The organism is Streptomyces sp. NTD91 (assembly GCF_059510455.1).
This window is the reverse complement of the sequence record NZ_JCAJZW010000002.1, coordinates 329,126-350,148: the sequence shown is the minus strand read 5'-3', so window position 1 is coordinate 350,148 and position 21,023 is coordinate 329,126. Positions and strand designations below refer to the sequence as shown.

Sequence of the window (21,023 nt, the reverse complement as noted above, 5' to 3'; positions counted from 1 at the left end):
TCTTTCAGTGCGTGGTCGGTGCCGGACGCAGCACCGCGCGCAGGCGCTCCGCCATCGGCGGGCGTGCGCCGCCGTCCTCCGCGCGCATCGTGCGCAGTTCGTGGTCGAGGCGCTTGCGGTCGTCCGCGGTGACGATCAGCGCGGGCAGCAGCAGTTCCAGGGCCATGGCGGCGTCCGCGCGGCGGGCGGCGACATGCACCCAGGTCTGCAGGGCGTTCAGGGCCGGCCGGGTGTGGACGAGATCACCCAGCGCGGTGCGCCACAGGGTGGCCAGGTCCCGGGCCGCGTCCGGCCGGTACATGCCGACTTCGGCGTACCAGCCGACGAGTGCGCCTTCCTCGGCGTTGTCGCAGGCGCGGACGAAGGCGGCCAGGGCGAGGTCGCGGACCGCGGGCGTGTCCCGGTACAGCAACCGCACGAACTCCGCGAGCACCTCCCCGCGGCGCTGGCCGGCGGAGAGCAGCAGGGCGGCGGACTCGGTGAGGTTGTCCTGCTCGGCCTGGCTGCTCGCGTCGACCCTGGCCCGGGAGGCCAGCGCGTCCAGGGCCGGACCGGCCAGGTCGGGGCGGAGCGGGGCGAGCAGGCCGAGGGCGCGTATGGCGGTCCACCGCCGCCCCCACTGACCGTCGTTGCACCACTGGGTGAGCAGCCGCAGGACGACCGGCGCGTCGAGGAGCTGGGCCAGCGTCAGTGTGTTGGCGGCGGTGACGCGCGGGCCGAGGGCACGTGCGGTCGCCCAGCCGTCGACGAGCAGCGCGATCGCCGAGGGCAGGTCGGCGGCGGCGAGCAGGGCCGCGGCCGCGGCGGCGCGGGTGCGGACCACGGGGCGGCCGTCGCGGGCGAGCTGCCGCAGCCACTCGACGAGGGCCGGGCGGGCCGAGGGATGGCTGGTCCACACCTCGGTGAGCAGGACCTGAGCGGTGCGTTCGTCGCGGAAGGCGGCCATGAACTGCGGCACCGGGCCCCACTCGGTCTGTTCCTGCCGTACCTCGCCGTCGGCCCGCGCGAGCGTGAGCCGGTCCTCGGCGGCGGGCCCGAACACCGGGACGGTGGGCTGCCGCTCGGGACGCTGCAGCCGCTCGAAGTGCACGAACAGCTTGTCGGCGAGCTCGGCGGCCAGAACGTAGGGCGCCTGGTCGAAGACGGCCAGGGCGATGAGGAACGCCTTCTCGCGCAGCCCCAGTTCCGGATCGCCGAGCCAGTTCCGGCACTGCTCCTCGACGGCGGCCTGGCCGAAGTCCGCGAGCCGCGCCAGGGCTTCCGGGCTGTCGTCGTACGCCGCCAGCACCTCGGCGAACGCGGCGGCCTCGGCCGGAGTGCGGTCGGCGTCGGCGAGGAAGGCGGCCGCCGGCGGCAGCGAGAGCAGGGCGTCGGCCTCACCGGGCCTGCGCCGGTGGAGCAGGGCCCGTACGACGTCCTCGGCGGGCGGTGGCTCCCATGGGCAGGGGGTGACCCCGGGCAGGTGGGGAGAGTTCTCGACGGTGACGACGAGACAGCCGCCGGTCTTGACGAGCTGGTCCCGGGCCGCGAACAGATGGGTGTCGCGCAGCGGCCGGTTGCGGCTGAGGGGAAGGTCGCGCAGGACGTAGCCGCCGGGCTGGGTGAGTGCTCCGCTCAGGGCGGCGGGCGCGGTCTCGGGGCTCAGCGCGTGCACGGCGGCGACGCCGAGGCGGTGCGCCAGCATCAGCGCGGCGGCGTGACGGCCGCTGGCGTGGGCGCCGGAGAGGACCAGCACCCGCTCCTCCCGCAACCGTTCCAGCGCGGACGCGAAGGCGGGGCCCTCGGCGAAGACGGCCGCCAGTTCCTCGATCCGTTCCCGCGGGATCTCGCCGGAGGCGTCGGGCGCGGCCCCGGCGGCGCCGTGGTGGTGGATCTCGGTACGGCCGCCCAGATAGACGTCGCCGTCGACCCGGCCGCCGGACACGCCGTGCTGGGCGCCGCCGACCAGGCTGCCCCCGAAGCGGGCGTCGTCGCCGAGGATGAAGCCCGGGGTGTGCGCGAACAGCTCCCGCTGGGCGGCCCGTGCCTCCTGGGCGCCCTCCGCCTCGGGTTCCAGCTCGGCAAAGGCCTGCGGGTTCGCCTCGGACACCGGCGGTCGCTGCGCCGCCGGGCCGGGCGGCGACTGTCTGGGCGGGGACTGCTCGGGGGGAGCGGTGCCGGGCGCACCGCCGTCGGCGGCGGCCGCCGCTGCCGGGGAGGCCGTCACGACTCCTCACCCGCCGTACCCCCGAGGTGCACGCCGCCGGTGACGTGCCCACCGGAGACTCCGTGCTGGTCGCCGCCCACGAGGCTGCCCCCGAAGCGGGGCGAGCCGCTGCCGAAGTTGAACACGGCCCCGCCGGCGCCCGGAGGCCGCGCGGCCGGTGTTCCGGGTGCGGGCTCCTCGGGCTCGGACGGCCCCTGAGCCCGGGCGGGTGCCGCCGGTGGCGCCGCCGGTGCCTTCCGCGCCGGCGACCCCGGTGCCGGGACGTCCTCCGACGTGCCCGGCACCGGGGTTCCCCCCGCCCCCGTTCCACAGTGGTCCGTGGTGCCGCGCGGCACCGGCCCGTGGAGCCAGGCGCGCAACGGCCCGTTCTTGCTGGTCAAGGTCACCTGGTGGAAGTCGGCGGCCCGGACGCCGTGGTGGTCGTGGCGCACGATCCCCGCGTGCACGGCCTCCGACACGCACAGCGCGAAGCCGTCCGCCCGCTCCCGCAGGGCGGCGCGCAGGAGCGGGGCGTCCAGCAGCCGGCAGGCGTGGTTCAGGTCGGAGCCGACCCAGCCCCCGTGCTCGTCCACGGCCACGAAGCCGGTGGCGACCACGCCGCGCAGCCTTATCTGGGCCGAGCTCGACGCCAGCCGGTTGTAACCGTGCAGCTGGGCGGGGACCTCGGTGAGCAGGGTCCGCAGCAGCGCCGGGACGGACGCACCCGCGTCGATCAGTTCCATGACGGAGTCGCCGCGGTCGGCCCGTTGCCGCTGTGTCTCGTCGATGCCTGCGGCTTCCAGGGCCCGGTCGGCGATGTCGTAGAGAACGCGGCGCAGATACGCCTGCTCCACGTCGTCCCGGTCGCTGTACTTCTCGATGTCGAGCAGGAGCATCGTCCGGCTCACGGGGTCTTTCATGCTCGCCTCTCGGTCGTCGCCGTGGTGGTCGGGCCGCGCCGCCGTCAGCAGGGTGGCGGGAGGGGCTGCCGGGGCGTGAGGACGGATGACCCACTCGGACTGTGACCGTGTGCACAGAAGGGAGCATCGTGCCCGGAGCGGCGCGTCGTGCGGAGAACGGCGCGCCGTGCTCAGAAGGCGTGTCGGCCGGTGAAGTGCACCCCGCGCGGCTCGCTCACGCCGCCGCTCGGCCCCCGTCGCTCACTCCGTCGCTTCGGCCCGCACGATCCGGCGCAGCACGTCGGGCCGGACGATCACCAGAGCCCGGCGGCCGGTGCGGACCACGTCGCGCTCGCGCAGGTCCTTCAGCAGCCGCTGCACCGCCTCGCGGGAGGCACCGACCGAGCCGGCCAGCTCCTGTTTGCTCAGCGGCACGGAGAGTTCGACGCCGGTGTCGGTCCGGCGGCCGTGGGTGCGGGCGAGGTCGAGCAGGAGGGTCGCGAAGCGCTCCTTGACGGTCATGGAGGCGAACTCCAGGCGGCGCCGGTCGGCGGCGCGCGTGCGGTCCGAGGCGAGACCGAGCAGGGCGAAGGAGACGGCGGGGGACTTCGTGAGGAACTCCGTGAACCGCTCGCGCTGCACGGCCACGGCCCGCACCCGCTCCAGCGCCATCACGGTGGCCGAACGGGTCCGCCCGGTCAGCGCAGCCGACTCGCCGACGATGTCACCGGGGCCGCGCAGCGCGAGCAGCGCCTCGTACCCGTTGGCCGCCGCCGCGGTCACCTTGGTCCAGCCCTGGACGAGAAAGAGCACGTGGGCGGACGGCTCGTGCTGGTGGATCAGCACCGTGCGGGCGGTGAAGCCCAGCTCCCGGCCGAGCCCCAGCAGCGCCTCCCGGTCCTCGGCCTCCAGCCGGGCCAGAAAGGGCACCCGGTCGTCCAGGCCGCCGTCGTCCCGTGCCGACGCGGTCGTCCACGTGCTCGTCATGCCGGTCCCCCGAATTGTTCACCCGCAGCGGACGGATCAACGTACTGAACGCGCACCGGGCATATCCTCGGCAAGAGCGGAAACCGGCCACGTACGGCCGAGAGGCGCTCTCCGGCCTTCCGACCAGGTGTGACACCGTGCCGTGGCGGCTCTGCGGCGGGTACCGGACAACTGGGACGAAACCTGGCCGACGAGGTGGGAAGTCCGGCGTGTCGGTGCCCGCTCCATTTGTTTTGACCGAAGTCCGTGAGGTAGGTACGCTCAGACCTTGTGCCTGGGGTGTGCCCTGGCTCTCGTGCGTGCCTTCAGACCGCACGGCGAGCCAAGAGCGGCCACCGTAATCTGTGCTCTTTTCGCCTTGCGGCGGGAGTCCGCCGGATTCGACACACCCGACCGCGTGGGTCGGCGAAGTTCCAGGTTAGCTGTACCCATCGGCACACAGAAACCGGAGAAGTAGTGCCTACGATCCAGCAGCTGGTCCGCAAGGGCCGGCAGGACAAGGTCGAGAAGAACAAGACGCCCGCACTCGAGGGTTCCCCTCAGCGTCGTGGCGTCTGCACGCGTGTGTTCACGACCACCCCGAAGAAGCCGAACTCGGCCCTCCGCAAGGTCGCGCGTGTGCGTCTGACCAGCGGAATCGAGGTCACCGCTTACATTCCGGGTGAGGGACACAACCTGCAGGAGCACTCCATCGTGCTCGTGCGCGGCGGCCGTGTGAAGGACCTGCCGGGTGTTCGCTACAAGATCATCCGCGGTTCCCTGGACACCCAGGGTGTCAAGAACCGCAAGCAGGCTCGCAGCCGTTACGGCGCCAAGAAGGAGAAGTAAGAATGCCTCGTAAGGGCCCCGCCCCGAAGCGCCCGGTCATCATCGACCCGGTCTACGGCTCTCCTCTGGTGACCTCCCTGATCAACAAGGTGCTGCTGAACGGCAAGCGCTCCACCGCCGAGCGCATCGTCTACGGCGCCATGGAGGGCCTGCGCGAGAAGACCGGCAACGACCCGGTCATCACGCTCAAGCGCGCTCTCGAGAACATCAAGCCGACCCTCGAGGTCAAGTCCCGCCGTGTCGGTGGCGCCACCTACCAGGTTCCGGTCGAGGTCAAGCCCGGCCGAGCCAACACCCTGGCGCTGCGCTGGCTGGTCGGTTACTCCCGCGCCCGTCGCGAGAAGACCATGACCGAGCGTCTGCTCAACGAGCTCCTCGACGCCAGCAACGGCCTGGGTGCCGCTGTGAAGAAGCGCGAGGACACGCACAAGATGGCCGAGTCCAACAAGGCCTTCGCGCACTACCGCTGGTAGTCGCTACCCCATCGAGAACCGAGAGAAGACGAAAGCCTTATGGCTACCACTTCGCTTGACCTGGCCAGGGTGCGCAACATCGGCATCATGGCCCACATCGACGCGGGCAAGACGACCACCACCGAGCGGATCCTGTTCTACACCGGCGTTTCCTACAAGATCGGTGAGGTCCACGACGGCGCTGCCACCATGGACTGGATGGAGCAGGAGCAGGAGCGTGGCATCACGATCACCTCTGCTGCCACCACCTGTCACTGGCCGCTGGAGAACGTCGACCACACCATCAACATCATCGACACCCCGGGTCACGTCGACTTCACCGTCGAGGTGGAGCGCTCCCTGCGTGTGCTCGACGGTGCCGTGACGGTGTTCGACGGCGTCGCCGGCGTTGAGCCGCAGTCCGAGACCGTGTGGCGTCAGGCGGACCGCTACGGCGTTCCGCGTATCTGCTTCGTCAACAAGCTCGACCGCACCGGTGCGGAGTTCCACCGCTGCGTCGACATGATCTCCGACCGCCTGGGCGCGCAGCCGCTGGTCATGCAGCTGCCGATCGGTGCCGAGGCCGACTTCAAGGGCGTTGTGGACCTGGTCCGCATGAAGGCCCTGGTCTGGTCCGCGGAAGCGACCAAGGGCGAGATGTACGACGTCGTCGACATCCCGGCCACGCACACCGAGGCCGCCGAGGAGTGGCGCGGCAAGCTGGTCGAGGCCGTCGCCGAGAACGACGAAGAGGTCATGGAGCTGTACCTGGAGGGCGAGGAGCCCACCGAGGAGCAGCTGTACGCCGCCATCCGCCGGATCACCATCGCGTCCGGCAAGGGCACCGGCACCACCGTGACCCCGGTGTTCTGCGGCACCGCGTTCAAGAACAAGGGCGTCCAGCCCCTGCTCGACGCGGTCGTGCGCTACCTGCCGTCCCCGGTCGACATCGAGGCCATCGAGGGCCACGACGTCAAGGACCCGGAGACGGTCGTCAAGCGCAAGCCGTCCGACGACGAGCCGCTGTCGGCGCTGGCGTTCAAGATCATGAGCGACCCGCACCTCGGCAAGCTCACCTTCGTCCGGGTGTACTCGGGCCGCCTGGAGTCCGGCTCTTCGGTGCTGAACTCCGTCAAGGGCAAGAAGGAGCGCATCGGCAAGATCTACCGCATGCACGCCAACAAGCGTGAGGAGATCGAGTCGGTGGGCGCCGGTGACATCGTCGCCGTCATGGGCCTGAAGCAGACCACCACCGGTGAGACGCTGTCCGACGACAAGAACCCGGTCATCCTGGAGTCCATGGACTTCCCGGCGCCGGTCATCCAGGTCGCCATCGAGCCCAAGTCGAAGGGCGACCAGGAGAAGCTCGGCGTCGCGATCCAGCGCCTGGCCGAGGAGGACCCGTCCTTCCAGGTCCACTCGGACGAGGAGACCGGCCAGACCATCATCGGCGGCATGGGCGAGCTGCACCTCGAGGTGCTGGTCGACCGCATGCGCCGTGAGTTCAAGGTCGAGGCCAACGTCGGCAAGCCGCAGGTCGCGTACCGCGAGACCATCCGCAAGTCGGTCGAGAAGGTCGAGTACACCCACAAGAAGCAGACGGGTGGTACCGGCCAGTTCGCCCGCGTCATCATCGCGATCGAGCCGATCGAGGGCGGCGACGCCTCGTACGAGTTCGTCAACAAGGTGACCGGTGGCCGCGTGCCGAAGGAGTACATTCCTTCGGTCGACGCCGGTGCGCAGGAGGCCATGCAGTTCGGCGTCCTCGCCGGCTACGAGATGACCGGTGTGCGCGTCACGCTGCTCGACGGTGCCTACCACGAGGTGGACTCCTCCGAGCTCGCGTTCAAGATCGCCGGTTCGCAGGCCTTCAAGGAGGCCGCGCGCAAGGCCAGCCCCGTGCTGCTCGAGCCGATGATGGCCGTCGAGGTCACCACGCCCGAGGACTACATGGGTGAGGTCATCGGCGACATCAACTCCCGCCGTGGCCAGATCCAGGCCATGGAGGAGCGGGCCGGTGCCCGCGTCGTGAAGGGTCTCGTGCCCCTTTCGGAGATGTTCGGTTACGTCGGCGACCTGCGCAGCAAGACGTCCGGCCGCGCCAGCTACTCCATGCAGTTCGACTCCTACGCCGAGGTTCCGCGGAACGTCGCCGAGGAGATCATCGCGAAGGCCAAGGGCGAGTAACGCTCCGCGTTCACACGCCGTAGGCTTGACTCCGGAGCCTCCCGGGGCATTCCACCGCAATCGCGGACGGAATGCCCCCGGGTTCCGGGCCTTTACAGCAAAGATCACCTGGCGCCGATGAAGTAAGGCGTACAGAACCACTCCACAGGAGGACCCCAGTGGCGAAGGCGAAGTTCGAGCGGACTAAGCCGCACGTCAACATCGGCACCATCGGTCACATCGACCACGGTAAGACGACCCTCACGGCCGCCATTACCAAGGTGCTGCACGACGCGTACCCGGACCTGAACGAGGCCACCCCGTTCGACAACATCGACAAGGCGCCCGAGGAGCGCCAGCGCGGTATCACCATCTCCATCGCGCACGTCGAGTACCAGACCGAGGACCGTCACTACGCCCACGTCGACTGCCCGGGTCACGCGGACTACATCAAGAACATGATCACCGGTGCCGCCCAGATGGACGGCGCGATCCTGGTGGTCGCCGCCACGGACGGCCCGATGCCGCAGACCAAGGAGCACGTGCTCCTGGCCCGCCAGGTCGGCGTTCCGTACATCGTCGTCGCCCTGAACAAGGCCGACATGGTGGACGACGAGGAGATCCTGGAGCTCGTCGAGCTCGAGGTCCGTGAGCTCCTCACCGAGTACGAGTTCCCGGGCGACGACGTCCCGGTCGTGAAGGTCTCCGCTCTCAAGGCCCTCGAGGGCGAGAAGGAGTGGGTGGACTCCGTCCTCAACCTGATGAAGGCTGTCGACGAGGCCATCCCGCAGCCGGAGCGCGACGTCGACAAGCCGTTCCTCATGCCGATCGAGGACGTCTTCACCATCACCGGTCGCGGTACGGTCGTCACCGGCCGTATCGAGCGCGGTGTCCTCAAGGTGAACGAGGAAGTCGAGATCATCGGCATCAAGGAAGAGAAGACCAAGACCACGGTTACGGGCATCGAGATGTTCCGTAAGCTGCTGGACGAGGGTCAGGCCGGTGAGAACGTCGGTCTGCTGCTTCGCGGTATCAAGCGCGAGGACGTCGAGCGCGGCCAGGTCATCATCAAGCCGGGTTCGGTCACGCCGCACACCGACTTCGAGGCCCAGGCCTACATCCTGTCCAAGGACGAGGGTGGCCGCCACACGCCGTTCTTCAACAACTACCGTCCGCAGTTCTACTTCCGTACGACGGACGTGACCGGCGTGGTGACCCTCCCCGAGGGCACCGAGATGGTCATGCCGGGTGACAACACCGAGATGAAGGTGGAGCTCATCCAGCCCATCGCCATGGAGGAGGGCCTGAAGTTCGCCATCCGCGAGGGTGGCCGCACCGTGGGCGCCGGCCAGGTCACCAAGATCCTGAAGTAAGTTCCGCTTGCTTGAGGGTCGTCGACTGACCCAGGGGAGGCCCGTACGACTCCGGTCGTACGGGCCTCCTCGCCTTTCCGGGGGTTTCTCGCGGGGGCCGGTACACGCAGGGCACGCCGACGGTGAAGTACCGGGGCTTCTTCATCAACGACGAGAACCCGGCGCTCGGCACCTGGGCGCCGGCGTACTTCGGCCCCGGAAAGGCGCCGGGCTGTCCCGGAGGCTTCAACGCGGACTTCTACGCGAAGGTGTTCGAGGTCCTGCTGCGCCTGAAGGGCAACTACCTGTGGCCCGCCGTCTGGGGCAGGGCCTTCGCCGAGGACGACCCGGACAACCACAAGAGGGCCGCCGAGTACGGCGTCGTCATGGGCACCTCGCACGAGGCCCCGATGATGCGCGGCATCGAGGAGTGGAACCGCCACGCGACCGCCGGGCACGACCCCTACGGAGGCACGGGCGAAGGGTCGTACCGCCGCAACGCGGAGGCGATCCGCGCCTACTGGCGCGACGGAATCCAGCGCACGGTCGACCAGGGGCTTCGAGGAGGTCGTGACCCTCGGTATGCGGGGCAACGGCGACACCGGCCTGCCCGACGGCGACGGCATCGAGCTGATGCAGCAGATCATCGCCGACCAGCGGCAGATCATCGAGGCGCCCCAGCCGCACATCGACTTCGGCGACGTGGACCGCTACGGCCCGAATGCGCCCTGGCAGGAGCCCGAGAAGGACAACGTGGCCCTGCCCGACGTGCTCTTCCCGGCGGTGCGGAGGATCGACGTGCCGGGGACGGCGGGCCCGACCGGTCAGGGTGCTGGGAGGGCGTTCACGTAAGGGGTGCCGGCGGCTGCGAGGGCAGCCGCCGCCTTCTGCGCGGCCCCGGCCGTGACGGCCTTGCCGGACACGTGGTAGAGCCAGTCGACCTGCGTGTCCCAGGTGCGCGACGCGCCCTGGCGGCAGGTCGATGAACCAGGTGCTGAAGTCGATGCTCATGGGCTCGCGCGGGCCGTAGCGACTGCCGCGCGCCTGACGCCCCGCGGCCGCCCTTCGGGCAACGACGCGAATTGTCGGACAGGCCCTACCTAGTACATCGCGTGATCGTGGAAAGCCGCACGCCGTGACGCCGGGACAGTGATCTCCGCCCACACGGTCTTGCACGGCGGCCTGCCCGGCGAGACGCCCCAGCGGTCGGCCAACGCTTCCACGAGGACCAGCCCCCGGCCCGACCCGCCCGCGGCGTCCGGCCGCCGGATCCTGGGCAGGCGGTCACCGCGTGTGTCGGTCACCTCGATGCGGAGGATCTCGCCGACGACGTGGAGCGTGAGCCGGAAGTTCCGTCCCGGCACCCGGCCGTGGGTGGCGGCGTTGGCCGCCAGCTCCGCCACGACGTGCTGCGCCGCGTCCAACGGCAGTCCCCAGGATCGGAGTTGCTCGGTGGCCAGCAGACGGGCCAGGCGGGCGCCGCGACGCGTGGGGGACAGGAGCACCGTGAAGGTCGGGACGGGGCCGGAGGGTTCGGCCGGGGACTCGGCGGCTTCTGCGGTTCCTTGATTCATGTCACTCAGCGTGGCGGAGCGTGCTTCCCTGAGTGGGTGACAACGCCTGCACGTACGGTGACTGTCCCGGCTCTGTCCCGGCTGTCTCGGCTGTCTCGCGCGTTGTACGGGTACGAGTGCGCGTCGGAGGAGGGGCCATGGGCGGCGGTGTGGACGAGGCCGGCTGGGACGTCGAGCCGGGGGACGAGATCGAGCCGGTGGTGCAGGCGGTGGGGCGCCTGCTCAAGGTGTGCCGGGAGACGGCCGGGATGAGTGTCTGCGAGCTGGCCGAGGCGCTCGGATACGGCGAGGACATGATCCGCAAGGTCGAGCGCGGGGCGCGGATCCCCCGGCCCGAGCTGCTGGACCGGGCGGACCGGACCCTGAGGGCGCAGGGGCATCTGCGGGCGTTCATGGAGGACATGCGGAAGGCCCGGTATCCGAAGAAGGTGCGGGAGCTGGCGGAGCTGGAGGGCCGGGCGGTGGAGATGCTGCTGTACAGCAACCACAACATCCATGGCTTGCTGCAGACGGAGGAGTACGCACGAGCGCTGCTTCGCACCTGGCGTCCGGCTTACTCGCCGGATCAGCTGGAGCGCATGGTGGCCGCTCGCGTCGCTCGAAAGTCCGTCTTCGAGTGTTCGCCCGCACCGGAGTTCAGCTTCGTCCAGGAAGAGGTGACGCTGCGCCGCCCGATCGGAGACACAATGGTGTTGCGCCGACAGCTCGAACACATGCTGGAAGTAGCCGAGTTGCCGTTCGTGGAGCTTCAGGTGATGCCCACCGGCCGCGCGAACCATCCCGGGACGGGTGGCCGCATCCAAGTGCTGAAGTTCGCAGACGGCACGGGGATGGGTCGTACCGATGGCGACTTCTCGGGCCGTCCGGTCTCGAACCCCAGGCAGCTCCGCCTCCTCGAACTGCGCTATGGCATCATCCGGGCTCAGGCACTCGCGCCAGAGGAGTCTCTGGTCTTCATCGAGCAAGCGCTGGGAGAACTATGAGTACCCAGGAACTCCGCTGGTACAAGAGCAGTTACAGCGACAGCAGCAACGGCAACGACTGCCTGGAGGTCGCCCCCACCCCCACCACCGTCCACGTCCGCGACTCCAAGAACACCGACGGCCCCCGGCTGGCGCTGGCGCCGGAGGCCTGGTCGGAGTTCGTTGGTGCGCTCTGAACACGGCGGGGCCGCGGGGCACCGGTGCGGACGCCGGCCCTGACCGGCCCCTCATCCCAGGTGTCACCCGCCGCCCCGGCCGCGTTGTGTATCAGCTCGGCGACTTGTCCTTGGACAGGGACACCACGGCAGTCTGGTTCGCCGTCACCGCCTGGCCGTAGTTCGGGTCGGTGGCGGTGGCCCTGGTGTTGACCTCCACGTCTCCCTTCTGGAACGGGGTCGTGCCGGTGGGGGCGGCGGTGGCCGTCCAGACTGCCGGGGTCCCCGGCATGCAGGCGACCGACGTGTTGTAGGAGCCCTTGATCAGGATCTTCTTGGCGACCTGTGTGACGTCGCCGGAGACGGACACCTTGACCGGCTGGTTGCAGGTGACGGTGCCGCCGACGGTGGCCTTGCCGTCGAGGGTGCTCGCCGTGCCCTTCGGGTTGACGGAGACGCCGAGGTCGAGCGCGGCCGGAGGCGCCGGGTCGGCGATGTGCACCTCGCCGCGCAGGGCGGCGGTGCCTCCCTCGCAGTGCTGCTCGTAGGTGGCGTCCAGCTTCTCCACGTATCCGTTGGGCCCGAACGTCACGTCGGAGATGCTGAACGAGCCGGTCAGGGTGTTGCAGCCGCGGCCGTTTCCGTCCAGGGAGAGGCCCGGCTGGGACGCGGAGTTGAAGGGATAGCGGGTGGCGCCGGTGTAGTCGCCGGGCGCGAGTGCCTGGCCGGCGGGGGCGGCGAGGTCCAGGCTCCACCAGTCACCGTTCGCACCGTTCACGCTGACGGCGATGTGGTTGTCGTCGGTGGAGGCGTAGACGTCGAGACCGTCCCCGGACGCGGTGGCGTAGGAGTACGACTGGCCACCGCTGATGTAGTCACCGGCGTCGCCGCTGAAGGCGAGTGATCCGTCGGCGACGGTCTGGGCCTGCGCCGCGGGAGCCATCAGCAGGCCGGTGGTGGCACCGGCGAAGGCCAGCGTCAGCGCGAGGACGGTGGTGCGGCGGCTTCGGCGGGAGCGGGACCCGCGGGCGCGGAGCGGAGCAGCCATCGAACGTGACATTCAGTACCCCCCAGGGATGAGCGCGCACAGGGATGCGCGAACGAGTGATGCGGACGGCGACAGGCGTGAAGTATGTGGCCTTGCCACCTACTGGACAGCGACATGCGCGCCGTATTCGTCACCGACCTTGATGGGCCAGGATCGTGCCACGCCCCACTGACAATCCCGTTTCCCCCCAACGGGGTTGGGGTCAGGACCCTGATCCGGGCCGACCGCTGCGGGTGAGTCCTCGGCTCCTGTTCTCCACGCCGACCCGGCCCGGCGGCGGGGTGCCGGGCCTGCCTTCGCCCCGGGCCGGGGCACCACCCGCCGGGTAGGTGGACGATCACCTTCCGTACCGCCTGATCCAGGATCCGAACCTCGTCCGTGCCGGGGGAGCGGGGCACCACGGCCCCGGCATCGTCCGCGGCGCAGCCCGGCACGGCACGCCCCGGTTTGCCCTCCGCGGTCCCAGGGGTATTCTCTCCGGCTCGATTGGCATCTGCCCGGCCCGATATGGCAGACTGTCCGAGTTGCTCGGTCGAGTGTTGATGCTGCGCGCCTCCCGCCGGGAGGACCGGAAGCGAGTCCCACAGTACTCGTCGTCCTAACTGCCCTCGGGCAGCACTGGGGCGGACGTACGGGAATCTTCCGGGAAGCGTGGGCGCGGCACCGACCAGGCACCCGGTGGGCCTGAAGGTCCCCGGTCCGCGGTTCCGGAAGGGTCGTGTGCATTCCCGCAGGGATGTTCGAACAAGGGACATCCATGTCAGCGGGAGCGCGACACGCCCGACCGCGTGGGTCGGAGAAACGACGGCAGCAGAAGGAATCCGCCGGGTTCCAGAGCGTAAGAGAGACAGGACTACTGAGTAGCCATGGCGGGACAGAAGATCCGCATCCGGCTCAAGGCCTACGACCACGAGGTCATCGACTCCTCGGCGAAGAAGATCGTCGAGACGGTGACCCGCACTGGTGCGTCGGTCGCGGGCCCGGTGCCGCTGCCCACTGAGAAGAACGTGTACTGCGTCATCAAGTCGCCGCACAAGTACAAGGACTCGCGCGAGCACTTCGAGATGCGCACGCACAAGCGCCTGATCGACATCCTCGACCCGACCCCCAAGACCGTTGACTCTCTGATGCGACTCGACCTGCCGGCCGGTGTCGACATCGAGATCAAGCTCTGAGGCTGGTGGGCTGAGAATGGCTAAGCAGATCAAGGGCATCCTGGGCGAGAAGCTCGGCATGACGCAGGTGTGGGACGAGAACAACCGTGTTGTTCCGGTCACCGTCGTCAAGGCCGGCCCCAACGTCGTGACCCAGGTTCGTACCAACGACGTCGACGGCTACGAGTCCGTTCAGATCGCCTTCGGCGAGATCGACCCGCGCAAGGTGAACAAGCCCCTCAAGGGCCACTTCGCCAAGGCCGACGTCACCCCCCGTCGCCACCTCGTCGAGATCCGCACCGCGGACGCCTCCGAGTACACGCTGGGCCAGGAGATCACCGCCGAGGTGTTCGAGGCCGGCGTGAAGGTCGACGTCACCGGCAAGAGCAAGGGCAAGGGCTTCGCCGGTGTCATGAAGCGCCACAACTTCGGTGGCCTCGGCGCCGGTCACGGCACCCAGCGCAAGCACCGCTCGCCCGGTTCCATCGGTGGCTGCGCCACCCCGGGCCGTGTGTTCAAGGGCCTCCGCATGGCGGGTCGTATGGGCAACGAGCGGGTCACCACCCAGAACCTGACCGTCCACGCCGTTGACGCGGAGAAGGGTCTGCTGCTCATCAAGGGCGCGGTTCCCGGTCCGAACGGCGGCCTCGTCCTGGTCCGCACCGCGGCCAAGGGGGCCTGAGGTAACCGATGAGCACTGTTGACATCCTTTCGCCGGCGGGCGACAAGGCCGGTTCCGTCGAGCTCCCCGCGGAGATCTTCGACGCCAAGGTCAGCGTTCCGCTGATCCACCAGGTCGTCGTCGCGCAGCTGGCCGCTGCCCGCCAGGGCACGCACAAGACCAAGACCCGCGGTGAAGTCCGTGGTGGTGGCAAGAAGCCGTACCGCCAGAAGGGCACCGGTCGCGCCCGCCAGGGTTCGACCCGCGCGCCGCAGTTCGCCGGTGGTGGCGTCGTGCACGGTCCCGTGCCGCGCGACTACTCGCAGCGCACCCCGAAGAAGATGAAGGCCGCCGCCCTGCGCGGTGCCCTCACCGACCGGGCGCGTCACAACCGCATTCACGTCGTCTCCGGCGTGATCGAGGGCGAGACCCCGAGCACCAAGGCCGCCAAGAGCCTGTTCGGCAAGATCTCGGAGCGCAAGAACCTGCTCCTGGTCGTCGAGCGCTCCGACGAGGCCGCGTGGCTGTCCGCCCGCAACCTGCCCCAGGTCCACATCCTGGAGCCGGGCCAGCTGAACACGTACGACGTTCTCGTCTCGGACGACGTGGTCTTCACCAAGGCCGCTTTCGAGTCCTTCGTCGCCGGCCCGAAGGCCAACGACACCGAAGGGAGCGAGGTCTGATGGCCATCCGTCACCCCGCTATCGCCTCGAAGGCCGCCAAGGCCGCCAAGGCCGCGCGCGTCGCCAAGGCGCGCCGTCACGCCGCCGAGGGCAAGAACACCGTCGAGACCCCGCTCAGCAAGTCGTACACGGACCCCCGTGACGTCCTGCTGAAGCCGGTCGTCTCCGAGAAGAGCTACGCGCTCCTCGACGAGAACAAGTACACGTTCATCGTCGACCCGAACGCCAACAAGACCCAGATCAAGCAGGCCGTCCAGGCGGTCTTCGACGTCAAGGTCACCGGGGTCAACACGATCAACCGCCAGGGCAAGCGCAAGCGGACCCGCACCGGTTTCGGCCAGCGTGCCGCGACCAAGCGCGCGATCGTGACCCTCGCCGAGGGCGACCGTATCGACATCTTCGGCGGTCCGACCGCGTAAGCGGGTCGGATCGTCCGATATCGGACGAGGACTGAGAAATGGGAATCCGCAAGTACAAGCCGACTACGCCGGGCCGTCGTGGCGCCAGCGTCGCCGACTTCGTCGAGGTCACGCGGTCCACGCCGGAGAAGTCGCTGGTCCGTCCCCTGCACAGCAAGGGCGGCCGTAACAACGCCGGTCGTGTGACCGTTCGCCACCAGGGTGGCGGACACAAGCGCGCCTACCGAGTGATCGACTTCCGTCGTCACGACAAGGACGGCGTGCCGGCGAAGGTCGCGCACATCGAGTACGACCCCAACCGCACCGCGCGCATCGCGCTCCTGCACTACGCGGACGGCGAGAAGCGCTACATCCTCGCGCCGCGTGGCCTGAGCCAGGGCGACCGCGTCGAGAACGGTCCCGGGGCCGACATCAAGCCGGGCAACAACCTCGCCCTGCGCAACATCCCGGTCGGTACGACGCTGCACGCCATCGAGCTGCGTCCGGGCGGCGGCGCCAAGTTCGCCCGCTCGGCCGGTGCCTCCGTGCAGCTGCTCGCGAAGGAGGGCTCCATGGCCCACCTGCGCATGCCGTCCGGTGAGATCCGCCTGGTCGACGTCCGCTGCCGCGCCACCGTCGGCGAGGTCGGCAACGCCGAGCAGAGCAACATCAACTGGGGCAAGGCCGGTCGCAAGCGCTGGCTGGGCGTTCGCCCGACCGTGCGTGGTGTGGTCATGAACCCGGTCGACCACCCGCACGGTGGTGGTGAGGGCCGGACCTCCGGTGGCCGCCACCCCGTGTCCCCGTGGGGCAAGAAGGAAGGCCGTACTCGTTCGCCCAAGAAGGCGTCGAACAAGTACATCGTCCGCCGCCGCAAGACGAACAAGAAGCGCTAAGGACGGGTTGAGATGCCTCGTAGCTTGAAGAAGGGACCCTTCGTCGACGACCACCTGATGAAGAAGGTGGACGCCCAGAACGAAGCGGGCTCTAAGAACGTCATCAAGACCTGGTCCCGTCGCTCGATGATCGTCCCGGCCATGCTCGGTCACACGATCGCGGTGCACAACGGCAAGACCCACATCCCGGTGTTCGTCACCGAGTCGATGGTCGGCCACAAGCTCGGCGAGTTCTCGCCGACGCGCACCTTCCGGGGCCACGTCAAGGAAGACCGGAAGTCGAAGCGCCGCTAGCAGCGGATCGCATTCAGACACGTAAGTAACTGAAGGGACAACCATGGAAGCCAGGGCCCAGGCGCGGTACATCCGCGTCACGCCCATGAAGGCCCGCCGCGTGGTGGACCTCATCCGTGGCATGGACGCCACGGAGGCCCAGGCCGTCCTGCGATTCGCTCCGCAGGCCGCCTCCGTGCCGGTGGGCAAGGTGCTCGACAGCGCCATCGCCAACGCCGCGCACAACTACGACCACACCGATGTCGACAGCCTCTTCGTTTCCGAGGCCTACGTCGACGAGGGCCCGACCCTGAAGCGGTTCCGTCCGCGTGCCCAGGGCCGTGCCTACCGGATCCGCAAGCGGACCAGCCACATCACCGTGGTCGTCAGCAGCAAGGAAGGAACCCGGTAATGGGCCAGAAGGTAAACCCGCACGGGTTCCGGCTCGGTGTCACCACCGACTTCAAGTCGCGCTGGTACGCCGACAAGCTCTACAAGGACTACGTCAAGGAAGACGTCGCCATCCGTCGGATGATGACGTCCGGCATGGAGCGCGCCGGCATCTCCAAGGTGGAGATCGAGCGCACCCGTGACCGTGTGCGTGTGGACATCCACACCGCTCGTCCGGGCATCGTCATCGGCCGCCGCGGCGCCGAGGCCGACCGCATCCGCGGTGACCTGGAGAAGCTGACCGGCAAGCAGGTCCAGCTGAACATCCTCGAGGTCAAGAACCCGGAGACGGACGCTCAGCTGGTGGCCCAGGCCGTCGCCGAGCAGCTGTCCTCCCGCGTCTCCTTCCGCCGTGCCATGCGCAAGAGCATGCAGTCGGCGATGAAGGCGGGCGCCAAGGGCATCAAGATCCAGTGCGGTGGCCGCCTCGGCGGCGCCGAGATGTCCCGCTCGGAGTTCTACCGCGAGGGCCGCGTGCCCCTGCACACGCTCCGCGCGAACGTGGACTACGGCTTCTTCGAGGCCAAGACGACCTTCGGCCGCATCGGTGTGAAGGTCTGGATCTACAAGGGCGACGTCAAGAACATCGCCGAGGTCCGCGCCGAGAACGCTGCCGCCCGTGCGGGTAACCGCCCGGCCCGCGGTGGCGCCGACCGCCCGGCCCGTGGTGGCCGCGGTGGCGAGCGGCGCGGTCGCAAGCCGCAGCAGGCTGCCGGTGCCGAGGCCCCCAAGGCCGAGGCTCCCGCCGCCGCTCCGGCTGAGAGCACCGGAACGGAGGCCTGACCGTCATGCTGATCCCCCGTAGGGTCAAGCACCGCAAGCAGCACCACCCGAAGCGCAACGGTATGTCCAAGGGTGGAACGCAGGTTGCGTTCGGCGAGTACGGCATCCAGGCGCTGACCCCGGCCTACGTCACGAACCGCCAGATCGAGGCGGCCCGTATCGCGATGACCCGCCACATCAAGCGTGGCGGCAAGGTCTGGATCAACATCTACCCCGACCGTCCCCTCACCAAGAAGCCGGCCGAGACCCGCATGGGTTCCGGTAAGGGTTCCCCGGAGTGGTGGATCGCGAACGTCAAGCCCGGACGTGTGATGTTCGAGCTGTCGTACCCCAACGAGAAGATCGCCCGTGAGGCGCTGCTTCGAGCGGCCCACAAGCTGCCGATGAAGTGCCGGATCGTCAAGCGCGAGGCAGGTGAAGCGTGATGTCGGCCGGTACCAAGGCGTCCGAGCTGCGCGAGCTGGGCAACGAGGAGCTTCTGGCGAAGCTCCGCGAGGCCAAGGAAGAGCTGTTCAACCTCCGTTTCCAGGCGGCGACGGGCCAGCTCGAGAACCACGGCCGTCTGAAGGCGGTCCGCAAGGACATCGCCCGGATCTACACCCTCATGCGTGAGCGTGAGCTCGGCATCGAGACGGTGGAGAACGCCTGATGAGCGAGAGCAACGTGACTGAGCAGAACAAGGAAGCGCGCGGTTTCCGCAAGACCCGTGAGGGTCTGGTCGTCAGCGACAAGATGGACAAGACCGTCGTCGTCGCCGTCGAGGACCGCGTGAAGCACGCGCTGTACGGCAAGGTCATCCGCCGTACCAACAAGCTCAAGGCGCACGACGAGCAGAACGCCGCGGGTGTCGGCGACCGCGTCCTCCTCATGGAGACCCGGCCGCTGTCCTCGACGAAGCGCTGGCGCGTCGTCGAGATCCTCGAGAAGGCCAAGTAATTCCTGCGGGGCAAACCCCGCAGGTCAGTTCCGCCAGGCTCCGGGGGCCGTTGAGAGACGGCCCCCGGGGAACCGGCAGACGATCAGGAGATAGACGTGATCCAGCAGGAGTCGCGACTGCGCGTCGCCGACAACACTGGTGCGAAGGAGATCCTTTGCATCCGTGTGCTCGGTGGCTCCGGTCGCCGCTACGCGGGCATCGGTGACGTCATCGTCGCCACCGTCAAGGACGCGATCCCCGGTGGCAACGTGAAGAAGGGTGACGTCGTCAAGGCGGTCATCGTTCGCACCGTCAAGGAGCGCCGCCGTCCGGACGGCTCGTACATCCGCTTCGACGAGAACGCCGCCGTCATTCTGAAGAACGACGGCGACCCTCGCGGCACCCGCATCTTCGGCCCGGTCGGGCGTGAGCTGCGCGAGAAGAAGTTCATGAAGATCATCTCGCTGGCTCCGGAGGTGCTGTAAGCATGAAGATCAAGAAGGGCGACCTGGTCCAGGTCATCACCGGCAAGGACAAGGGCAAGCAGGGCAAGGTCATTGCCGCTTACCCGCGCGAGGAGCGCGTCCTGGTCGAGGGTGTCAACCGGGTCAAGAAGCACACCAAGGCCGGTCCGACCGCTCGCGGTTCCCAGGCCGGCGGCATCGTGACCACCGAGGCCCCGATCCACGTGTCCAACGTTCAGCTGGTCGTGGAGAAGGACGGTCAGAAGGTCGTCACGCGTGTCGGCTACCGCTTCGACGAACAGGGCAACAAGATCCGCGTTGCCAAGCGGACGGGTGAGGACATCTGATGGCTACCACCACCACTCCGCGTCTGAAGACGAAGTACCGCGAGGAGATCGCGGGCAAGCTGCGTGACGAGTTCAAGTACGAGAACGTCATGCAGGTCCCCGGCCTCGTCAAGATCGTGGTCAACATGGGTGTCGGCGACGCCGCCCGTGACTCGAAGCTGATCGAGGGCGCCATCCGCGACCTGACCACCATCACCGGTCAGAAGCCGGCCGTCACCAAGGCCCGCAAGTCCATCGCGCAGTTCAAGCTGCGTGAGGGCCAGCCGATCGGTGCCCACGTCACGCTCCGTGGCGACCGCATGTGGGAGTTCCTGGACCGCACCCTGTCGCTCGCGCTGCCGCGCATCCGCGACTTCCGCGGCCTGTCCCCCAAGCAGTTCGACGGCCGTGGCAACTACACCTTCGGTCTCACGGAGCAGGTCATGTTCCACGAGATCGACCAGGACAAGATCGACCGCGTCCGGGGTATGGACATCACCGTGGTGACCACGGCGACCAACGACGAAGAGGGCCGTGCCCTTCTCCGTCACCTCGGCTTCCCGTTCAAGGAGGCGTGAGCGAGATGGCGAAGAAGGCTCTCATCGCGAAGGCTGCTCGCAAGCCCAAGTTCGGTGTGCGTGGCTACACCCGCTGCCAGCGCTGCGGCCGTCCGCACTCCGTGTACCGCAAGTTCGGCCTGTGCCGCGTGTGCCTTCGTGAGATGGCTCACCGTGGCGAGCTGCCGGGCGTGACCAAGAGCTCCTGGTAATCCCCCTTTCAGGGATTCCTGGACCTCTCGGTAAGCAACTGGGTCGGCGAAGGCCCGTACCTTCCATGCCTTAGGCTAGGAGGGTTGGGCCTTCGCTGCCCTGGATCGACTTACTACGCCGTAGGTCCCCGCGCCGCACCCGTCCCGTCTTCGAAGTACGGGGAGAGGGATGGCGCATATAGGAAACCCCGGCGAGAAAGGCCACAGGCCAATTCATGACCATGACTGATCCGATCGCAGACATGCTGACGCGTCTGCGTAACGCGAACTCGGCGTACCACGACACCGTGACGATGCCGGCGTCCAAGATCAAGTCTCACATCGCGGAGATCCTCCAGCAGGAGGGCTTCATCACGGGCTGGCGCGTCGAGGATGCCGAGGTCGGCAAGAACCTCACCCTCGAGCTGAAGTTCGGCCCGAACCGTGAGCGCTCCATCGCGGGCATCAAGCGGATCTCCAAGCCCGGTCTCCGGGTGTACGCGAAGTCCACCAACCTGCCGAAGGTGCTCGGCGGCCTCGGCGTGGCGATCATCTCCACGTCCCACGGTCTGCTCACCGACAAGCAGGCGCAGAAGAAGGGCGTGGGTGGGGAAGTCCTCGCCTACGTCTGGTAACGGAAGG

27 protein-coding genes and 1 pseudogene are annotated in these 21,023 nt (G+C 68.6%); 23 read left to right on the top strand and 5 right to left on the bottom strand.

Features of this window, described 5'->3' with window-relative positions:
* Positions 1 to 4: 4 nt before the first annotated feature.
* From AC5WRT_RS04305 to AC5WRT_RS04295, 3 genes are all read right to left on the bottom strand, one after another.
* Positions 5 to 2,206 (bottom strand): hypothetical protein, encoded by a 2,202-nt coding sequence (locus AC5WRT_RS04305; RefSeq protein ID WP_496093036.1) that lies wholly within the window; start codon positions 2,204 to 2,206, stop codon positions 5 to 7.
* Positions 2,203 to 3,105 (bottom strand): hypothetical protein, encoded by a 903-nt coding sequence (locus tag AC5WRT_RS04300; RefSeq protein ID WP_496093035.1) that lies wholly within the window; start codon positions 3,103 to 3,105, stop codon positions 2,203 to 2,205. The genes AC5WRT_RS04305 and AC5WRT_RS04300 overlap by 4 nt, the downstream gene beginning before the upstream one ends.
* 240 nt (positions 3,106 to 3,345) lie before the next feature.
* Positions 3,346 to 4,071, bottom strand: coding sequence for a Crp/Fnr family transcriptional regulator (locus tag AC5WRT_RS04295; RefSeq protein WP_496093034.1), 726 nt, complete (start codon positions 4,069 to 4,071; stop codon positions 3,346 to 3,348).
* A gap of 456 nt (positions 4,072 to 4,527) precedes the next feature.
* Between AC5WRT_RS04295 and rpsL the strand changes: the two genes are divergently transcribed.
* The 5 genes and pseudogenes from rpsL to AC5WRT_RS04270 form a co-directional block, all read left to right on the top strand.
* Positions 4,528 to 4,899, top strand: coding sequence for a 30S ribosomal protein S12 (gene rpsL / locus AC5WRT_RS04290; protein WP_003948652.1), 372 nt, complete (start codon positions 4,528 to 4,530; stop codon positions 4,897 to 4,899).
* Positions 4,900 to 4,901: 2 nt separating this feature from the next.
* Entirely contained in the window at positions 4,902 to 5,372 is a 471-nt protein-coding gene (gene rpsG, locus AC5WRT_RS04285) for a 30S ribosomal protein S7 (protein ID WP_003998848.1), read from the top strand.
* Positions 5,373 to 5,411: 39 nt separating this feature from the next.
* Positions 5,412 to 7,538, top strand: coding sequence for an elongation factor G (gene fusA / locus AC5WRT_RS04280; protein ID WP_496093033.1), 2,127 nt, complete (start codon positions 5,412 to 5,414; stop codon positions 7,536 to 7,538).
* A gap of 158 nt (positions 7,539 to 7,696) precedes the next feature.
* Positions 7,697 to 8,890: an elongation factor Tu gene (gene tuf, locus AC5WRT_RS04275; RefSeq protein ID WP_496093032.1), complete on the top strand. Its 1,194-nt coding sequence runs from the start codon at positions 7,697 to 7,699 to the stop codon at positions 8,888 to 8,890.
* 95 nt (positions 8,891 to 8,985) lie between these two features.
* Positions 8,986 to 9,541 (top strand): annotated as a pseudogene (locus AC5WRT_RS04270) (glycosyl hydrolase 115 family protein); the annotation flags it as partial.
* 428 nt (positions 9,542 to 9,969) lie between these two features.
* On the opposite strand, the gene AC5WRT_RS04265 reads toward AC5WRT_RS04270, so the two are convergent.
* Positions 9,970 to 10,443, bottom strand: coding sequence for an ATP-binding protein (locus tag AC5WRT_RS04265; protein WP_496093031.1), 474 nt, complete (start codon positions 10,441 to 10,443; stop codon positions 9,970 to 9,972).
* A 137-nt stretch (positions 10,444 to 10,580) separates the two neighbouring features.
* On the opposite strand from AC5WRT_RS04265, the gene AC5WRT_RS04260 reads away from it, so the two are divergent.
* Both AC5WRT_RS04260 and AC5WRT_RS04255 read left to right on the top strand, forming a co-directional pair.
* Positions 10,581 to 11,426 (top strand): helix-turn-helix domain-containing protein, encoded by an 846-nt coding sequence (locus tag AC5WRT_RS04260; protein WP_496093030.1) that lies wholly within the window; start codon positions 10,581 to 10,583, stop codon positions 11,424 to 11,426.
* Complete coding sequence (locus AC5WRT_RS04255) at positions 11,423 to 11,602, top strand: DUF397 domain-containing protein (protein WP_496093029.1); 180 nt, start codon at positions 11,423 to 11,425, stop codon at positions 11,600 to 11,602. The genes AC5WRT_RS04260 and AC5WRT_RS04255 overlap by 4 nt, the downstream gene beginning before the upstream one ends.
* Positions 11,603 to 11,693: 91 nt before the next feature.
* Here AC5WRT_RS04255 and AC5WRT_RS04250 read toward each other — a convergent pair whose 3' ends face one another.
* Entirely contained in the window at positions 11,694 to 12,629 is a 936-nt protein-coding gene (locus AC5WRT_RS04250; protein WP_496093028.1) for a hypothetical protein, read from the bottom strand.
* Between the two features lie 866 nt (positions 12,630 to 13,495).
* Here AC5WRT_RS04250 and rpsJ point away from each other — a divergent pair.
* From rpsJ to rpsH, 16 genes are all read left to right on the top strand, one after another.
* Complete coding sequence (rpsJ, locus tag AC5WRT_RS04245; RefSeq protein WP_003948644.1) at positions 13,496 to 13,804, top strand: 30S ribosomal protein S10; 309 nt, start codon at positions 13,496 to 13,498, stop codon at positions 13,802 to 13,804.
* A 16-nt stretch (positions 13,805 to 13,820) separates the two neighbouring features.
* Positions 13,821 to 14,465 (top strand): 50S ribosomal protein L3, encoded by a 645-nt coding sequence (gene rplC / locus AC5WRT_RS04240; protein ID WP_103781446.1) that lies wholly within the window; start codon positions 13,821 to 13,823, stop codon positions 14,463 to 14,465.
* An 8-nt stretch (positions 14,466 to 14,473) separates the two neighbouring features.
* Positions 14,474 to 15,127 (top strand): 50S ribosomal protein L4, encoded by a 654-nt coding sequence (gene rplD / locus AC5WRT_RS04235; RefSeq protein ID WP_496093027.1) that lies wholly within the window; start codon positions 14,474 to 14,476, stop codon positions 15,125 to 15,127.
* Positions 15,127 to 15,546 carry a 50S ribosomal protein L23 gene (gene rplW, locus AC5WRT_RS04230; protein ID WP_189298177.1) on the top strand — a complete coding sequence of 140 codons (420 nt, stop codon included), beginning with the start codon at positions 15,127 to 15,129 and terminating at the stop codon, positions 15,544 to 15,546. The genes rplD and rplW overlap by 1 nt, the downstream gene beginning before the upstream one ends.
* A 38-nt stretch (positions 15,547 to 15,584) precedes the next feature.
* Positions 15,585 to 16,421, top strand: a complete 837-nt coding sequence (rplB, locus tag AC5WRT_RS04225; RefSeq protein ID WP_070026315.1) for a 50S ribosomal protein L2 — start codon at positions 15,585 to 15,587, stop codon at positions 16,419 to 16,421.
* 12 nt (positions 16,422 to 16,433) lie between these two features.
* On the top strand, positions 16,434 to 16,715 hold the full coding sequence (rpsS, locus tag AC5WRT_RS04220) for a 30S ribosomal protein S19 (RefSeq protein WP_330338324.1): 282 nt from the start codon (positions 16,434 to 16,436) through the stop codon (positions 16,713 to 16,715).
* Between the two features lie 43 nt (positions 16,716 to 16,758).
* Positions 16,759 to 17,106 (top strand): 50S ribosomal protein L22, encoded by a 348-nt coding sequence (gene rplV / locus AC5WRT_RS04215; RefSeq protein WP_030778516.1) that lies wholly within the window; start codon positions 16,759 to 16,761, stop codon positions 17,104 to 17,106.
* Positions 17,106 to 17,927, top strand: a complete 822-nt coding sequence (gene rpsC / locus AC5WRT_RS04210; RefSeq protein ID WP_014674374.1) for a 30S ribosomal protein S3 — start codon at positions 17,106 to 17,108, stop codon at positions 17,925 to 17,927. The genes rplV and rpsC overlap by 1 nt, the downstream gene beginning before the upstream one ends.
* A 5-nt stretch (positions 17,928 to 17,932) precedes the next feature.
* Positions 17,933 to 18,352 carry a 50S ribosomal protein L16 gene (rplP, locus tag AC5WRT_RS04205; protein ID WP_030174541.1) on the top strand — a complete coding sequence of 140 codons (420 nt, stop codon included), beginning with the start codon at positions 17,933 to 17,935 and terminating at the stop codon, positions 18,350 to 18,352.
* Positions 18,352 to 18,576: a 50S ribosomal protein L29 gene (rpmC, locus tag AC5WRT_RS04200; protein WP_007494763.1), complete on the top strand. Its 225-nt coding sequence runs from the start codon at positions 18,352 to 18,354 to the stop codon at positions 18,574 to 18,576. The genes rplP and rpmC overlap by 1 nt, the downstream gene beginning before the upstream one ends.
* Positions 18,576 to 18,863: a 30S ribosomal protein S17 gene (rpsQ, locus tag AC5WRT_RS04195; RefSeq protein WP_496093026.1), complete on the top strand. Its 288-nt coding sequence runs from the start codon at positions 18,576 to 18,578 to the stop codon at positions 18,861 to 18,863. Before rpmC ends, rpsQ begins: the two co-directional genes overlap by 1 nt.
* 96 nt (positions 18,864 to 18,959) lie before the next feature.
* Positions 18,960 to 19,328: a 50S ribosomal protein L14 gene (gene rplN, locus AC5WRT_RS04190; protein WP_003998823.1), complete on the top strand. Its 369-nt coding sequence runs from the start codon at positions 18,960 to 18,962 to the stop codon at positions 19,326 to 19,328.
* A gap of 2 nt (positions 19,329 to 19,330) precedes the next feature.
* A complete protein-coding gene (gene rplX / locus AC5WRT_RS04185) occupies positions 19,331 to 19,654 on the top strand; it encodes a 50S ribosomal protein L24 (RefSeq protein ID WP_496093025.1) in 324 nt (107 codons plus the stop codon).
* Positions 19,654 to 20,211, top strand: a complete 558-nt coding sequence (gene rplE / locus AC5WRT_RS04180; RefSeq protein WP_014674377.1) for a 50S ribosomal protein L5 — start codon at positions 19,654 to 19,656, stop codon at positions 20,209 to 20,211. Before rplX ends, rplE begins: the two co-directional genes overlap by 1 nt.
* Positions 20,212 to 20,216: 5 nt before the next feature.
* Positions 20,217 to 20,402 (top strand): type Z 30S ribosomal protein S14, encoded by a 186-nt coding sequence (locus AC5WRT_RS04175; RefSeq protein WP_003948630.1) that lies wholly within the window; start codon positions 20,217 to 20,219, stop codon positions 20,400 to 20,402.
* A 215-nt stretch (positions 20,403 to 20,617) separates the two neighbouring features.
* A complete protein-coding gene (gene rpsH, locus AC5WRT_RS04170) occupies positions 20,618 to 21,016 on the top strand; it encodes a 30S ribosomal protein S8 (protein WP_496093024.1) in 399 nt (132 codons plus the stop codon).
* The last annotated feature ends 7 nt before the right edge of the window (positions 21,017 to 21,023 follow it).